The sequence below is a fragment of the Micromonospora sp. MH33 genome (assembly GCF_003013775.1).
GTDB classification, from domain to species: domain Bacteria; phylum Actinomycetota; class Actinomycetes; order Mycobacteriales; family Micromonosporaceae; genus Micromonospora; species Micromonospora fulviviridis.
On record NZ_MUYZ01000017.1, the window covers coordinates 1 to 14,736 of the forward strand.

At 66.6% G+C, this 14,736-nt stretch carries 14 protein-coding genes and 2 pseudogenes; 3 read left to right on the top strand and 13 right to left on the bottom strand.

Going from position 1 to position 14,736, the window contains the following annotated elements; genetic code table 11:
• Nucleotides 1-145 precede the first annotated feature (145 nt).
• Nucleotides 146-382: a hypothetical protein gene (locus B0E53_RS05230; protein ID WP_107074933.1), complete on the bottom strand. Its 237-nt coding sequence runs from the start codon at nucleotides 380-382 to the stop codon at nucleotides 146-148.
• A gap of 123 nt (nucleotides 383-505) precedes the next feature.
• Between B0E53_RS05230 and B0E53_RS37345 the strand changes: the two genes are divergently transcribed.
• Nucleotides 506-673 carry a hypothetical protein gene (locus tag B0E53_RS37345; protein ID WP_168215229.1) on the top strand — a complete coding sequence of 56 codons (168 nt, stop codon included), beginning with the start codon at nucleotides 506-508 and terminating at the stop codon, nucleotides 671-673.
• Nucleotides 674-698: 25 nt separating this feature from the next.
• A complete protein-coding gene (locus B0E53_RS05240) occupies nucleotides 699-1,217 on the top strand; it encodes a GNAT family N-acetyltransferase (protein ID WP_107074935.1) in 519 nt (172 codons plus the stop codon).
• Nucleotides 1,218-1,412: 195 nt separating this feature from the next.
• Here B0E53_RS05240 and B0E53_RS05245 read toward each other — a convergent pair whose 3' ends face one another.
• Nucleotides 1,413-1,850: a hypothetical protein gene (locus B0E53_RS05245; RefSeq protein ID WP_246835250.1), complete on the bottom strand. Its 438-nt coding sequence runs from the start codon at nucleotides 1,848-1,850 to the stop codon at nucleotides 1,413-1,415.
• A 112-nt stretch (nucleotides 1,851-1,962) separates the two neighbouring features.
• Entirely contained in the window at nucleotides 1,963-2,403 is a 441-nt protein-coding gene (locus B0E53_RS05250; RefSeq protein WP_146167592.1) for a hypothetical protein, read from the bottom strand.
• A 37-nt stretch (nucleotides 2,404-2,440) separates the two neighbouring features.
• On the opposite strand from B0E53_RS05250, the gene B0E53_RS05260 reads away from it, so the two are divergent.
• Nucleotides 2,441-2,782 carry a hypothetical protein gene (locus B0E53_RS05260; RefSeq protein WP_107074938.1) on the top strand — a complete coding sequence of 114 codons (342 nt, stop codon included), beginning with the start codon at nucleotides 2,441-2,443 and terminating at the stop codon, nucleotides 2,780-2,782.
• Nucleotides 2,783-4,057: 1,275 nt separating this feature from the next.
• On the opposite strand, the gene B0E53_RS05265 is transcribed toward B0E53_RS05260, so the two are convergent.
• The 10 genes and pseudogenes from B0E53_RS05265 to B0E53_RS36895 form a co-directional block, all read right to left on the bottom strand.
• Nucleotides 4,058-5,572: a mannitol dehydrogenase family protein gene (locus B0E53_RS05265; protein ID WP_107074939.1), complete on the bottom strand. Its 1,515-nt coding sequence runs from the start codon at nucleotides 5,570-5,572 to the stop codon at nucleotides 4,058-4,060.
• Between the two features lie 33 nt (nucleotides 5,573-5,605).
• A complete protein-coding gene (locus B0E53_RS05270; protein WP_107074940.1) occupies nucleotides 5,606-6,670 on the bottom strand; it encodes a carbohydrate kinase in 1,065 nt (354 codons plus the stop codon).
• Between the two features lie 244 nt (nucleotides 6,671-6,914).
• Nucleotides 6,915-7,106: pseudogene (locus B0E53_RS05275) on the bottom strand (LacI family DNA-binding transcriptional regulator); the annotation flags it as partial.
• A gap of 129 nt (nucleotides 7,107-7,235) precedes the next feature.
• Nucleotides 7,236-7,979, bottom strand: coding sequence for an SDR family oxidoreductase (locus tag B0E53_RS05280; RefSeq protein WP_107074942.1), 744 nt, complete (start codon nucleotides 7,977-7,979; stop codon nucleotides 7,236-7,238).
• Nucleotides 7,980-8,013: 34 nt separating this feature from the next.
• Nucleotides 8,014-8,829, bottom strand: coding sequence for a carbohydrate ABC transporter permease (locus B0E53_RS05285; protein WP_107074943.1), 816 nt, complete (start codon nucleotides 8,827-8,829; stop codon nucleotides 8,014-8,016).
• Nucleotides 8,826-9,776 (bottom strand): sugar ABC transporter permease, encoded by a 951-nt coding sequence (locus B0E53_RS05290; protein WP_107074944.1) that lies wholly within the window; start codon nucleotides 9,774-9,776, stop codon nucleotides 8,826-8,828. The genes B0E53_RS05285 and B0E53_RS05290 overlap by 4 nt, the downstream gene beginning before the upstream one ends.
• Nucleotides 9,777-9,905: 129 nt before the next feature.
• Nucleotides 9,906-11,258, bottom strand: a complete 1,353-nt coding sequence (locus tag B0E53_RS05295) for a sugar ABC transporter substrate-binding protein (protein WP_107074945.1) — start codon at nucleotides 11,256-11,258, stop codon at nucleotides 9,906-9,908.
• 64 nt (nucleotides 11,259-11,322) lie between these two features.
• A complete protein-coding gene (locus tag B0E53_RS05300; RefSeq protein ID WP_107074946.1) occupies nucleotides 11,323-12,084 on the bottom strand; it encodes a DeoR/GlpR family DNA-binding transcription regulator in 762 nt (253 codons plus the stop codon).
• Between the two features lie 283 nt (nucleotides 12,085-12,367).
• Nucleotides 12,368-13,150 (bottom strand): annotated as a pseudogene (locus B0E53_RS05305) (deoxyguanosinetriphosphate triphosphohydrolase); the annotation flags it as partial.
• 961 nt (nucleotides 13,151-14,111) lie between these two features.
• Nucleotides 14,112-14,735: a hypothetical protein gene (locus B0E53_RS36895; RefSeq protein ID WP_146167593.1), complete on the bottom strand. Its 624-nt coding sequence runs from the start codon at nucleotides 14,733-14,735 to the stop codon at nucleotides 14,112-14,114.
• Between the last annotated feature and the right edge of the window lies 1 nt (nucleotide 14,736).

Genomic DNA, 14,736 nt, shown 5'->3' on the forward strand with positions numbered 1-14,736 from the left:
CATGTCATCGACCATCGCTGTCACGAAACGTAGATCATGCCGCAGCTACCGCACCGTCCATCTGAGACACGCCCTAAATGAGGACTCAGACGAGCGGTCGCGCCCGTGTCGGCCGTAGGGGGTGACCCGGGCCGGGCCGCCCAGGTCAGTCGTCGTCGGCGGCGGGCACCTCGATGTCCCGCCAGTGCAGATGGTTCATGACCATGCCCAGCAGAACGACAGCCCGCCAGATGCCGATCGCACCGCCCACCGCGGCGATGGTGAGCGGGATTGCCCAGTACACGCCGTGCATCGCCGGGTAGAGGCCGGCGGCGACTGCGACCAAGGCACCGGCCCATCCGATGCCGGTCGAGATGGGCTTGGTGGCGGCGGTGCGGGGCACGACGGTCTCCTCCAGGCAAGCGGACGTGTCGAACAGACACGGTAGGCGCTCGACGCGAGGCCGGGCACGGACGGAGGCAACGACATGGCGTGGGGATGGGAGTGGCTGATTCCGCTTGTCCGGGTGCGTCGTGGATCCCTGCCTTGCAGAGATCAAGACGCTTGTCGACCCACGTCGGCGGGTGTCGCTGACCTGCTCGGCCAGACGCTGCTCCTGCTCCGCGTCTACGCCAACTTCGTCGACGGCGGCGACGACACCATGAACGACATGATCGGCAGAGCACTCGGATGAGTGGGGCCTGGTGGAGGATGGCCCGATGAGCACCGAGTCTCGTGAAGCGCTGGCCAGAACGGAACGTCTGGTGCTAAGGGATGTTCGATCGTCCGACCTGCCGGTGCTTGAGCGGATGTGGCAAGACCCGGTGATGCGGCGCTACCTCGGCGGCCCGGTGTCTGACGACGTGGCGGCCGAACGGCGGGTGGGTGACCACACGGGCGGGCTGATGGTGACGAGGAGTTCCGGCGAGATCGTCGGCTGGTGCCACCTCGGCCGGTACCGGACGGGAGATCTGGAACTGTCGTACGTCTTCCTGCCAGAGTGGTGGGGACGTGGGTACGCCCGGGAGGCATGTACGACGGCCATCGGTTTGGCCTTCGACCGGTTCCCGGACGCGCCCCGGCTGATCGCCGTCACTCAGGAGGCAAACGGCCGATCGGTCCGTCTCCTGGAAGCCCTGGGCATGGTCCGGGTCGACGCCTTCGAGGAGTTCAACGCGCGCCAGGTGATGTACGCGATCGGCCGGCCCGTGGGCAGCATCCGGGGCGTCGGCAGATGAGGGACGCCCGTAAGCGGGCCTCGGGATTAGAAGAAAGATCGCGGATGGCTGGCGAGGCGTGTGCTGCCTTGGTCAGCCCGTCTAGCGTTGTCGGTCGGGGTCGGCGTCAGCAGGTGGCCTTGGCTGTACGGATGGCTGTACAGCCAACGCCCACCGCTTCCGTCCAGAGGCGCACGACCAGGTCGGTTGCGTCGTTCAATCTGGCTTGGGGGCGAAAGGGTGGCGGCGGGGTTGCCGTAGCTCCCGGTCTGCCGGGCAGAGGTAGTTCCAAGCAGCCCCTGTCACCGATCCCAAATCTGGCAGCGTATTGCCCCACTTCGGCGAGCGGTCGCCGACCTGCTCGAGGTAGCGCTGATAGATCGCCAACTCGCGGTACTGCGGGTCGTGCCGCCAGAGGGCGTACGGCTGCTCGCGCAGCCAGTCGCATGCCAAGTCACCCTCGGCAATCAGATCTGCGGTCGGCGGCAGCACCTGCAGCGGCTCGTCGCTTTGCCGGTCGCCGTACTGCTTGAGGTACGCCAGGTATCCGTCCTCGTCACGAGGATGGGTGGCATAGACGCCGAGAACGGCGACCGGTACGGCGAGCACGCCAGCCACGGCCAGTCCCAGGATGACCCACAGGCGTTTCCTCACGCGGCGATGTTAGATCGAGGTACGCCTCTTTGCAGGCTTGTGGCACGGGCAATTGTACGGGGGACGATGTGCTCAGCGGGTCGTCCGGGCGTGGTGGGGGTCGAACAGACCGTCAGCCGCAGCGGCAGCGTCTCCTGGCCAGCACATCATCCTCGCCGCCGAGATCCTCGGCGGCCGTCGCGTCGGCATCCGCGTCGACGCCACCACCCTGACGTTTTTCCATTCGGAAAGTCGCGAACTCCTGCGCACCCGCCCCAACCCGCTCACCCCCGACGAAGTGATCCGGCTGCGCGGTGCCCGCCCGGCAGGTCCCCCGCCCCAACCCGCCACCGGACCCACCCGGGTGCAGCGGCGGGCCTCCAACAGCGGAGTCGTCATGGTCGTCGGCCAGAAGGTCGCCCTCGGCCGGGTCCACGCTGGCAAGACCGTCACCATCGACGTCACGGACACCACCCTCACCGTCGAATGCGACGATGGCCCCCGCACATTCCGACGGACCAACGACCAGCCGGTCCGCAGCATCAAAGCCCACCGACCACGCAAGACCGACCATCTTCCGGCCAGAGTTTGACCTTCAAAGAGGTGACGGCATGGACCGCTTCGAGGGCCGCTGCTGGCTGGACTGGTGGGCCAACACCTCGACCCTTCTCGGCAGTGTCGAAGTGGCCGTCGTGATCACCGCCAGCGACACCGGCTGGGACGCCCACGGCCGCCTGACCACCGACACCGACGAGGACCGCGACGCCTTCGCGTTCCTCTGCGACCAAGACCCCGTCTTCACGCTGCGCTTCGAAGACGGAAGCACCGTCGCCGTCACCGCCCACCCCACCGACGACCACCGCCGGTTCACCCTCACCGAATACACCGGACCAACACATCGCCCAGTCGAGCATCACATCGATCTAACCCAACCCCAAACCCGTCTACGATGAGCCCACCAAATCTTCCCTAGGCCACTCCATCAGCTGGAACGGAAACGTCAAGCCTCAGATGGGACTCGCCAGAACGGCTCGCCGTGTGTGCAACCCACGGACCCAGCTGACACTTTCGGGCACGCCGAAGAGGTCACCGAACAGGAAGCGCTGGTCAGATAACTGCCGGTGGGATTCGAGTCTCAGCTACTGGAATCCCTACCAACTCCTCCGTGGCGGATCTAGAGCCGCACGTCGATGCAAGATGGTCCGGCGACTGGCGTCAGCGGGCCCAGGACGACGAGCCGGCAGTAGGGCAGGAAGGGAGCAGCCAGCGCTGACCACTTCGGCGTTCTCTGGGAGGTCACGCCGGACCGCACGCCCGCATCATCGCAGGTCAAAGCCACTCCGCTCTGCCGGCCTCGGTGAGCACTTCGGGCGCGGTGACCACTTCGCCAACCTGCACCCAATCTGCTCCCACTTGCAAGGCCAGGTTATCCAGCTGCTCCTTACCGCCGTGACCTGCGCATACTCCCCTGCCAGGCGACATAGAACGCTGTCGACTGCTGCGCAAAACCGTTGAGCACTCCGTGTGAAGCAGGACGCTCCGCCTGCTCTGACCTGCGAAAACGCAAGACCGCAGGTCGCGACGTACGCCGTTGGGCGCCATTCGGTGCCGTTGAGTGCAGCTCAACGCCGTTCAGTGCACCCGGCTGCTCCCAACCTGCTCCCCCGATTCCCGCCTCATGCGGTCAGCCGGGACAGCCTGCCTAACGCAGGTCCGCCCCGCGGGTACGAGGCGAGCGACCCGGCGACAGGGGGAACGGACGGTGACGAGCGCCCTCGCGGACACCGCGCTTTGTCAGCGGCAGAAGTGTGCACGTGACCCTGCTGCTCGGGAGCGTCGCGAAGCGTCGTCGCGGGTGCCTTCAACCAGCCGACCCTGGAGCGTCCGAGCTCGTCGGAGCAGCAAACCTAGCAGGTGCGCGTAGCCGCGAGCATCATCGATCGCACGGTGGGTGTGCGCGATATCGCCGAACCATTCTGACGGCAGGGTCCGAGGTGACGCGTCGGCGACGGGACGGCCCGTTACAACTGCAGCGTAGCTGCGCAGGCACAGGCCAGGACCGTCGACGCCCTCGCTTGGTTAGCGCCTTCGGCCGTTCCGGTAGCGGGAAGTGCGCGTGAACCCGGTTCGGCGCCAGCACGGGTGTACAACCCTCTTCCGGCCCGGTTCCGGCTCCGGCCGGTCGACGAGCTCGACCTGGCCGGGTCGGTTGAGCACCGCAGCCCGCATCACGCCTCCCCCAGTCCTTCCGCCGCCAGGGCCTCCAGCGTGGCTCGGGCGCCCTGGCTGTGCAACGCGTCGAGTGCTGCGGTGTAGGCGGAGGTGAACCGCTGGTCGTCGACGAGGTCGCCGAACAGGTCCCGGTCGCGGAGGAACGCCAGCCGGTCCTCGCCCTGACGGGCCGCGGCCGCCATCACCCGGTCCTTGAGTCGGTCGACCACCTCGATCGGCTCGCCCTGCTCGTCGACGCCCTCGGCGTAGCGGGCCCACGACGCGACCACCAGGGCGGAGCGGTCGATCTCACCGCCTGACGCGAGGTTGGCGCGGATCACCGGCACCAGCCACTTGGGGATGCGGTCGGAGCTCTCGGCGCACAGCCGGGCGAGGGTGTCGCGTACTTCCGGGTTGGCGAACCGCTCGATGAGCTGGTGGCGGTAGTGGTCGATGTCGACCCCGGGCACCTCGGGCAGGGTCGGTGTGCCCTCGCGCTCCATGTAGCCCAGCAGGAAGTCGACGAACAGCGGGTCCTGGCAGACCTCGTGCGCGTACCGGTACCCGGCGAGGTAGCCCAGGTAGCACAGCGTCTGGTGGCTGGCGTTGAGCAGCCGCAGCTTCATCAGCTCGTAGGGAACGACGTCGTCGACCACCTGCACCCCGGCTTCCTCGAACGGCGGACGGCCCTGCCCGAAGTGGTCCTCGAGCACCCACTGCTCGAACGGCTCGCAGACGACGGGCCAGCCGTCCCCGACGCCGAACTCGCTCTCGAGCAGCGCGATGTCGTCGGGTGAGGTGACCGGTGTGATCCGGTCGACCATGCAGTTGGGGAAGGCGACCTCGCGCTTCATCCAGTCGGCCAGCGCGGGGTCCTTCAGCCGGGCAAAGGCGCACATCATCGCCTTGGCCACGTCGCCGTTGTCGGGCAGGTTGTCGCACGACATCACGGTGAAGGGCTCACGTCCCTCCCGGCGACGCCGGTCGAGGGCGGCGACGATGAAGCCGAACACCGTGGTGGGCCAGTCGCCGCCGGCGAAGTCGGCCCTTAGGTCGGGCTGGATGGAGGCGTCCTCGGCGTCGAACTCGCCGGTGACCTGGTTGACGAGGTAGCCGCCCTCGGTGATCGTCGTCGAAACGATCCGGGTGCGCGGGTCGGCGAGCCGGTCGACGACCGCGGCAGGGTCCTCGGGCGCGAACATCGTCTCCACGATCGAGCCGATGACCCGGGGCTCGCGCCGCCCGTCGGGGTGCTTGACCACCAGGGTGTAGAGCCCGTCCTGCGCGCGCAGTGTGTCGATGATCCTGCGGTCGTGCGGCAGGGCGCCGACTCCGCAGATGCCCCACTCCAGGGCCTTGCCGTCGTTCATGAGGCGATCGAGGTACATCGCCTGGTGGGCGCGGTGGAACCCGCCCACGCCGAAGTGCACGATCCCGGCGCGCACCTGCGACCGGTCGTATGCCGGCCGGCCGACCCGGTCGTCGAGCTCACCCAGCGTGTCGTCGGACAGGGGCACAGGGGAGGGGGTCATGGTGAAGGTCTCCTGCGGTCTGGTGGGCGGTGATCAGGCGGTCAGCGCTGACTTGGCGTCGAAGTCACTGGGCGGCGCATCGACAGCTCCGGGCTGAGCTTGTTGGGGCGGCGAAGCCGACAGCGCAAATTGGCAAGTGGTGGAACCAGCGACGTGGCGGGGTGACCGACCATTGCCGCGGCTTCGGAGCTCGTCGAGGCTGGGCGCGTAGGCGCCGGCGCGGGCGACCGTGGCGGCGGCGCAGCCCAGCGCGCGGTCGATGGCGGGTCGCACGTCGGCCAGGGTGGCGTCGGCCAGCCGCTTCCGACCCTTGCAACCGGTGAGGCCGGCCGAGACCAGCCCGGAGAGCAGCCCGGCCATGAAGGAGTCACCTGCGCCGACCGTGTCGACGACCCCCTCCGCCAGGGTGGGCGCGGACGCGGCCTCGCCAGTGGTGCTGAGGCCGAATTCCACGCCGTCGGGCCCGCGCGTCACGACGACGAGCGCAGGGCCGAGGATGCCCCACCGGCGCAGCACATCGGAGACCGCCGAGCCGGGGTAGAGCAGGAGCAGGTCGTCCTCGCTGGCCTTGACGACGTCGGAGAGGCCGACGAGCTCCTCGACGTGCCCGCGCACGACGTCGAGGTCACCCATGATGTCGGGCCGGATGTTGGGGTCGTAGGAGACCGTGGCGTGCTCCCGGGCGTCGCGCAGAGCCGCCGCCACCGACCGTGCACCCGGCTCGAGAACCGCCGCGATCGACCCCGTGTGCACGTGCGTCGTGCCGGCCGGGACCTCGAGCTGGGGCAGGTCCCAATGCAGGTCGAAGGTGTACTCGGCGGCGCCGGTCGCGTCGAGGTGGGCCTGCGCGACCGAGGTAGGCTGCTCGCCCACGGTGGTGCTCAACAGCCAGACGCCGTGCCGGGTCAGGTGGTGGGCGATCCGGGTGCCGCGAACGTCGGGGCCCAGCCGGGTGGCGAAGTCGACTCGGTGGTCGAGCCGGGCTAGGCCGACGGCCACGTTGGCGGGGCTGCCGCCCACGTGCTCGACGACGTCGCCGTCGGCGTCGCGGACGCGGTCGATGAGTGCCTCACCGATCACGAGCAGGTGTGCACTCATGGCGCCACCCGCTCAAGCCTTGGACACTGCGACAGGGACGAGCTCACGGTGCGCAGCTGCAACCACCCGGACGCCCCGTGATGTGGAGGCACCGGGCAAGGTGTTCTGCCCACCGGCAGCGATGATCGGAGAGTTGCTTCAAGCACTGACCAGCGGCTCAGCAGCTCATCACTCGAGTTACCTCTTGCGACTCCCATCAGACCTCATGGTTTCTGCGGGGTCGCCGGAGTTCTGCAGCCGCTTCGTTGCGCGGATAGCCCAGCAAAGAGATGGCGCTGGTGACACGCGCGCGAGTCTCGTCTCTCACGTCGGGCTCGTCGTTCAGTACTCTTGAAACGGTCTTGAAACTCAGTCCTGCCACTCGGGCGACGTCTTTGATAGTCGGCCGAAAGGCGGCTCGGTCTGCAGCCACAGCCCCAGTGACTTCACTGTTCATGCATTCGTCCTCAACTTCTACAGTGTCCGGAAAACTATGCTGCAAGGCCGCAAGAGACCTGGTCGCGGGCGAGTGATCCATGCTTGGTCATTGCCCAACGGTTGCCGGTCATCGATAACGGTCCGTGCCTCAGTGTTCTTCGGCCATGCTCCACGTGGTCCACAGTTCAGTCCGCATGCGGCGTGGTTGACGAAGGGTGTAGTCGACGGCCCTCGCGATGTCTGTCGGCTCCATGAAGGGTCCCTGTGAGGGGTCCACGTCACCGAACCGTCCATCAGCGGCCGCGAAGGGGGTGTTGACTCCTGCTGGCGCGATGGTGGTCGTGCGGATGCCTTCTCCTCGGAGCTCGCGGTCGAGCGCGTATCCCAGATTGATCTGAGCACCCTTGGTGGCGGAGTACACGGCCTCCTTTCCGCCGCCGATCAGAAGCCCGGCCACGGATCCGATGATGACGATGTCGCCGCCAGAACCTTGAGCGCGATACTGCTGCACCGCGGCTCGAGCAAGCCAGACGGTTCCCTTGACGTTGACATCGACCATGAGGTCGACCTCTTGGGCGGAGTAGTCGAGGAGACCTCCATAGAAGCCGATAGCTGCGTTGGCGACAACGGAGTCCACCTGCCCGAAGGCCTCGACCCCTGCACCGATGATTGCCTCAGATGTTGCTTCGTGCCTTATATCGCCGACGCTGGTCACGAGCCGGTCTTCATGCCATTCCTCGCGAAGCGACGCCAGGGATTCTGGGCGGAGGTCAGCGGCTACCACTCGGGCGCCGCTGCTGAGGAGGTGCCGAGCGAGAGCGCCGCCGATGGAACCTCCGGCTCCGGTGACTGCAACAACGGTGTCTTGAAGACTGCGCTCGAGGATGCTCACAGGGTCGTCTTTTCTGAGATTGCGTGCGGATTGCTCACTTGATGGCGCCCATGGAGAGGCCCCTGACGAGCTGCTTCTGGGCGACCCATCCGGCGATGATGACGGGAAGTGCGGCGATGGTGGCTGCGGCGGAGAGCACGGCGAGGAACTGTCCCCGGCCGTCGACGAAGCTGCCGAGGAAGGGCGGCGTGGTGCGCGCCGAGGAGCTTGTCAACAAGAGGGCCAGGAAGTACTCATTCCAAGCGAAGATAAAGCTGATGAGTGCCGCTGCCGCCATTCCTGGTAGGACCAGCGGGAGGACGATGCGGACGATCTCCCGGTACAGACCGGTACCGTCGACTCTGGCGGCTTCGACGATCTCAAACGGGACCTCCAGGAAGAAGGACCGCATCATCCACACGGTGACCGGGAGATTCACGGCCCCATAGACAATGGCCAGCATGTAGATGTTGTCCAGCAGGCCGACGGTCTTGAGGATCATGAACAGCGGCAGCACCACTGCCGCGAGGGGCATGAACCGTGTCGAGATGAAGAAGGACAGCGATCCCTCGACAGCCTTGACTCGTCGGATGCTCAGCGCGTAGGCCGCCGGGATGGCAAGCGCGACCGAGATGATCGTCGCCGTAGTCGCCGCGGTGAGCGAGTTCTGCAGGTAGCCGGCCATCCCGCGCTGCATGGCGAGCTGGTAGCCCTCGGTGACCGGGGTGAAGAAGACCTTGGGGTTGACTGAGGAAGCGATGGACTCGGGTTTGAATCCGTTGATGAACATCCAGAAAACGGGGAAGAAGAAGATCAGCACGAGCGCCCAGGTAAGGACGTTGATGAGGACGTTCTTCAGTGGAGCGCTCATCGGCTTCCTCCTGACATGAAGACCTTGAAAAGTGTTTTGAGTGCCACCGTTGCCACGATGATCGTCAGGATGACGGTTACGACGCCGTAGGCCGCCGCTTGGCCGACGTCGAGCCCGATGAAGGCCCGTTCGTATAGCAGATAGGCGAGGGTTTTCGTCCCACCGGTGCCCTTGGTGAGAATGGCGATGGGGTCGAAGACCTGTAGGATGATGACGGAGCCGAGCAGCACGCCGATCTCGACGTACATCCGCAGGTGCGGCAGCGTGATCCACGTGAACGTGCGCCAAGGGCCGGCTCCGTCGACCTGTGCAGCCTCCAGCGTTTCCTTGGCCTGGCCCTGGAGGCCGGCGAGCAGGATCAGCATCATGAACGGCGTGAATTGCCAAGTCAACACGATCACGACGGTGGCCATGGGGTGTTCGGTGCTCCACGAGATGGAGTCCAGGCCCAGCGTGCGAAGCAGCCAGTTGATCATGCCGATGTTCGTGTCGAACATCGAGAACTTCCAAATGAGCGCGGCTGCGGCCGGCATGATGAGGAACGGCGTGATCATCAAGGTCCGAGCAATCGCCCGCCCGGGAAGCTTGCGGTCCAGGAGGATCGCAAACAGCATCCCGAAGAGAAGCGACAAGACCACGGAGAATGCGGTGATTAGCACGGTCGCCACGATCGAGGGCCAGAGCTCACCGGAGGTGAGGGCCGACTTGTAGTTGTCCAGCCCACTGAAGCCCCGGTCGTTCGGGTACAGCAGGTTCCACTTCATGGTCGAGAAACCGATGGTGACGAGGAAGGGGATCTGGGTGAGCAGGATCAGGAAGATGACGGCGGGGAGAAGAAGCCCCCGGTTCATCCACGCGTGCTTGCGTTGTAGGCGTCGCCGCTCTGTGGCGGTCCGTGCTTCGACTTGGTCAAGGTTCGGCTGGTTGGGCTCGGTGATGGTTGTCATGTCGACACTCCCTTGTCCGACCCTGTGCAATCTGGCAGGGCGAGTGAGACGCATCAACCGTGTTCCGTGCTGCCGGGCCCGGGGGTGAGCCCTCGTCCGGGCCCGGCAGCACGTCCTACGGGTTGCGGATCACTTGTGCTTGTCTCCGGCCGCCTTGGCGACTGCCTGGCACTTGCCTAGGACATCATCGACCGACGAGCGGTTGGCGAGGTAATCCGCGACGTACTGCGCGCACTTGTTGCCCACGTCCTGGAACTCCGGAATGGACACGTACTGGATCCCGACCCACGGCTGGGGGTTGACCCCGGGCTGCTTGGGGTTGACCGCGCTCATCACCTCGAGCGTGATGGGGGCGTACGCCTTGGCCGCGTCCTTGTACTCCGGGATCTCGTAGGTCGAGGTGCGCGACCCTGGCGGGACGTTGGACCAGCCGATCTTCTGTCCGACCAGCTTTATGTAGTCCTTGCTGGTGGCCCACTTGACGAACTTGACGGCCGCGTCCTTGTGCTTGGTCGTCTTCGGGATGGCAAGGTTCCAGCTCCACAGCCAGCCGGACTCCTTGGTCTTGTCGACCGGCATATGGGCGTAGCCCATCTTTCCCTTCACCGGGGAGTCGGATGCCTCGAGCATCGACGCGGCGACCGAGGCGTCCGCCCACATGGCCGCCTTACCCTCCTTGAGCGCCGTGAGGCACTCGTTGAAGCTGTAGGAGACCGGGTCCTTCTCGCCGGACTGGTCCAGCATCGTCTTGTAGAAGGTGACCGCGTTCTTCCACTCCGGCGTGTTCACCGTGGCGTTCCACTGGTTGTCATACCAGTTCCCGCCGAAGCTCTGCACAACCGTCGTGAGCGGGGCGAAGAGGTCTCCCCAGCCGGGCTTGCCGCGCATGCAGATGCCGGCCATGTTGCTGCTGTTGACCTTCTTGGCCGCGTCAGCCACCTGCTGCCAGGTCGGGTTGTTGCTCATCGTCACGCCGGCCTTGGCCAAGGCATCCTTGTTGTACATCAGGATCGACGACTCGCCGTAGAAGGGAACGGCATAAAGCTTCCCGTCATGGGTCAACGCATCCCGCACGGGCGGCAGGATGTCGTCCACGTCGTACGACGAGTCCGACTTCAGGTCTGGTGTCAGGTCCCGGAGCCAACCATTGGCGCCCCACTGCGGCGTTTCGTAGGCCCCGATGGTCACGACGTCGTACTGCCCGGCGCCGCTGGCCACATCGGCGGTAACCGCGCTGCGCAGGTCACCCTCCTCCATGACCTGGAAGTTGACCTTCACTCCCGGGTTGGCCTTCTCGTACTCGGCCTTGAGCTGCTCCATGTCCTTCATCTGGCCGTTGTTCACGGTCGCCAGATTGAGCGTCACGGGACCGCCCTGCGCCCCCGTCGACTTGTCCGAGACGGCTCCCGACGAGCACGCCATGAGGGAGCAGGCCAACGCCATGGCCATCCCAACGCCCAACAGGCGCTTCCTTCTCAGCATTTTGGGCACAGCAAACCTCCAGTACTGGTCGAACCGGTTGGCGTGGCGGGGTGAGGGGCGCGGGTCAGGTACGCAGGACGGTGGGCCCGAGCAGCGAATAGCGGTGCGCCTCGGAGACCGGCAGTGCGGTGTCCGTGACGATGGTCTCGACGTCGGAGACGTCGGCGAAGCGACAGAAGCTGCTCGCTCCGAACTTCGTGTGCACGCCGGCGAAGACCTTCCGGCGGGCGACCCGGACCACCTGCGCCTTGACGTCGGCGACCGCCGGATCCGGGGTGGTCAGGCCGTGTTTCCGGGAGATCCCGTTGGCTCCGATGTAGGCCAGGTCGATGACGAAGTCGGCCAGCATCCGGGTCGCCCAGTGGTCGACGGTGGCCAGGGTGCGGCCGCGGACCCGGCCGCCGAGCAGCAGGACCGTGGCCGGGCTCCCGGTGGCCAGCACGGACGCGGTGCTCAGCGAGGTGGTAACCACGGTCAGCGGGCGGCCGGTCGGCAGCGCCTCGGCGATCAACTGGGGGGTGAACCCCTCGTCGATGAAGACCGTCTCGGCGTCACCGAGCAGCCCGACGGCCGCGGCGGCGATCCGCCGCTTCTCCGGCACCCGGCGGGTGGTCCGGACGGCCAGGGTGGTCTCGAACCGGGCGGTCTCGACCGGGTACGCCCCACCGTGCGTCCGCCGGACCAGCCCGTGCTGCTCGAGCTGGCGCAGGTCGCGGCGAATGGTCTCGGGGGCGACGGCGAGATCGGCCGCGAGCGCGCCAACGTCGACGTCGCCGCGACTGCGGGCCAGGGCCAGGATCCGCTGCTGGCGTTCCTCCGCGCCCATCCCGCACCTCCCACGGCTCCCGGTGGCACCTACTCTGGTCAATTTTTAACATTCCCGGAACCTTGTGACCAGCTTCACAGCCGAGACGGTTCGCTCTGCCTTTGCCCGAATGGGCGGCCCGATCGGGCCGTGGAGACGGGGCAAAAGCCAACTTCTATCGCCAAACGGCTGCCCGAATGGGGAGCCATCCCGCCCGGATCGTGCCCGCTTCGGTCGCTGGTCGGTCCGCCCGCGGTGGTGCTGGGCGACGCTGCGAGTGCCTCCACGCGAGGGCGCTGGCCGGTCAGCCGCCGACCAGCCTGCGATGCCAGGCGACCGCGGCCGGATCGGTCAACGAGGCGACCTGGTCGATCACGACCCGCAGCCGGCCGGCGTCGTCCGGGGCGGCCCGCCAGAGCGGGCCGAAGATCGGATCGAGCGCGTCCGGGGCACGGACGGTCAGGGCGTGCACCAGGTCGGCGCGCACGTCGCGCTGCCGGGCATACCGGTCCTCGGCACCGGCCCGGCGCGTGACGTAGCGCAGCGCGATCCCCTTGAGCAGGGGCAATCGGCACGGATCGGCCGGGGACGATCAGGTCGGCGGCGTACCGGCGAAGTGGGCCCGGAACGGAGCGTTGCCGGGTCGTCTCCACCCACGGCGGCGACGAACCGTCCGACCAGGACGGCGGTGGTCGTCTTTGACCGCGGCCTGGGCCCGATGGCTGCCGTCGTAGCTGGCCAGCGGGGCCAGCAGCGGGTCGGCGAGCAGGTCGACCAGCACCGCCGCCAAGTAGTCGACCGGCTCGGCGGAGTATTCGGCGGCGACGTCGGCGCAGAGGGCGGCCCGCTCGGCAGCGTCCTGGACCAACAGGCCGATCCGGAGATAGCCGCCGTGGATGCCGTCCTCGACGTCGTGCACCGAGTAGGCGACGTCGTCGGCCCAGTCCATCACCTGCGCCTCCAGGCAGCGGGCCTGACCGGGCGCGCCCCGGCGCAGCCAGCCGAAGACCGGCATGTCGTCGGCGTACACGCCGAACTTGCGCTGGCCGGGCCGGCGCGGCCAGGGGTACTTGCCGGTGGCGTCCAGCTCTGGAAGCTAGATCATCCGTCAAGTACACAGCGACTCGGCACAACGACGCAACCATCGAACACGGCCCTCCGCGCCTCGGGCAACGCCGGCCAAGGCCCACCCCCAACCGTCCGACCTCTTCGCTGTCGCCGAAGAGGTCACCGGACAGGAATCCCTGGCCAGGAGGTTGCCGGTGGGATTCGGGTCTCAACTCGCGGGATCCATACCGTCGCCATCACGACGGCGCCCAGAGCCGTACGTCGATGCGGCATGGCCCTCGTGATCGACGTTGGCCGGCCCCAAGCCGACAGCCGGCACCAGCCAGGCGGGGAGCAGCGAACCCTGACCACTTCGGTCTTCTCTGGGAGGTCACGCCGCACCGCTCACCCGCATCACCACAGGTCAAAGCCGTCGTCCCTGTCCGGTGTCGGTGAGCCCTTCGGGTGCGGCGACCATTTCGCCAGCCTGCACCCAATCTGCTCCCACTTGCAAGGCCAGGCCATTGAGCGGCTCCACACCGCCGTGACCTGCGCATACTCCCCTGCCAGGCCACATAGATTGCTGTCGACTGCTGCGCAAAACCGCTGAGCACTCCGTGTGAAGCAGGACGCCGCACCCACTCTGACCTGCAAAAACGCGAAGCCGCAGGCAGGGGTGGGTGCAGTTGCGTGCCGTCCGGTGCCGTTCGGTGGTTGAGGGCCGTTCAGTGCACCCTGTTGCTCCCAACCTGCTCCCCGACCCCGGGCTCACGCGGCTGCTGCGGCCAAGCTAAGACGGACCGTCCTGCAGGTCGTTCGTCAGAGATCGTGGCCGCTTGCCCGAGCAGCACTGGCTAACGCCGACGCCCGCCCAGCGACCGTCAGGCTCAGTCGCTCCCGCCCCGCTCCCACGGCCCAGTCGTCAACCGGACGCGCTCAGGAATGCCGCGCCTTATCAGCGGCAGATCCGGATGTCCGATCATCGGCGGGATGCAGGCTGGCTAGCCTATTGGGACCTCGACTCCCAGCCTCTTTGCATACTCCCTTGCCCACCGCCGGGCCGAAGGACGGATTTGCAGCTCTTCTCCCCCGGGCAAGAGGATGCTCCCGGCCTTCAACTTCTGATCAATTTCCGAAATGAGTTCGGATAGCTCCGCGTCGCGAGCAACGAAGAGTGCCTTGACAAGACGCGCCGGGTAATTGGCTGCTGGAAGCCAAGCCATCAGCTCGCCTCGCTGGACATCTGTTGGCGACGCCAGGAGGCGGGCGAGGTCTGCTCGGTCCCGCACGAAGGACTTGGCGGCGCCAATTCCGTTGTGCAGAAAGCTCACCGCCTCCTCGGAGTTGATGTCAACGCCGTTGCGGGGAATAGCGTTACCGTCAGCCGAACTCACACTGACAGACATTCCACCAAAGTCTGACATCGCTGGTCCCAGTCGAGCGTCATTCACAAAAAGATGCCACTCCAGTTGACCACCTGGCTGACCGCTGATCACGGCTGTCAACTCAAAGTCTGGCGTTGACCAAGAGGCGTAGCCCTTCCTGTATATTTGAGCAGAGGCCGGTATCGCCTCGGTGGCAATTGCCGCCTTTAAGAGAGCAACGGGAGTCAGGCTTCTTGTCACG

Coding starts and splice junctions, on each gene's coding strand:
- B0E53_RS05240 (WP_107074935.1), top strand. CDS start 699: ATGAGCACCGAGTCTCGTGAAGCGCTGGCCAGAACGGAACGTCTGGTG.
- B0E53_RS05250 (WP_146167592.1), bottom strand. CDS start 2,403: ATGGTCGGTCTTGCGTGGTCGGTGGGCTTTGATGCTGCGGACCGGCTG.
- B0E53_RS05260 (WP_107074938.1), top strand. CDS start 2,441: ATGGACCGCTTCGAGGGCCGCTGCTGGCTGGACTGGTGGGCCAACACC.
- B0E53_RS05265 (WP_107074939.1), bottom strand. CDS start 5,572: ATGACCCCCTCCCCTGTGCCCCTGTCCGACGACACGCTGGGTGAGCTC.
- B0E53_RS05270 (WP_107074940.1), bottom strand. CDS start 6,670: ATGAGTGCACACCTGCTCGTGATCGGTGAGGCACTCATCGACCGCGTC.
- B0E53_RS05285 (WP_107074943.1), bottom strand. CDS start 8,829: ATGAGCGCTCCACTGAAGAACGTCCTCATCAACGTCCTTACCTGGGCG.
- B0E53_RS05290 (WP_107074944.1), bottom strand. CDS start 9,776: ATGACAACCATCACCGAGCCCAACCAGCCGAACCTTGACCAAGTCGAA.
- B0E53_RS05295 (WP_107074945.1), bottom strand. CDS start 11,258: ATGCTGAGAAGGAAGCGCCTGTTGGGCGTTGGGATGGCCATGGCGTTG.
- B0E53_RS05300 (WP_107074946.1), bottom strand. CDS start 12,084: ATGGGCGCGGAGGAACGCCAGCAGCGGATCCTGGCCCTGGCCCGCAGT.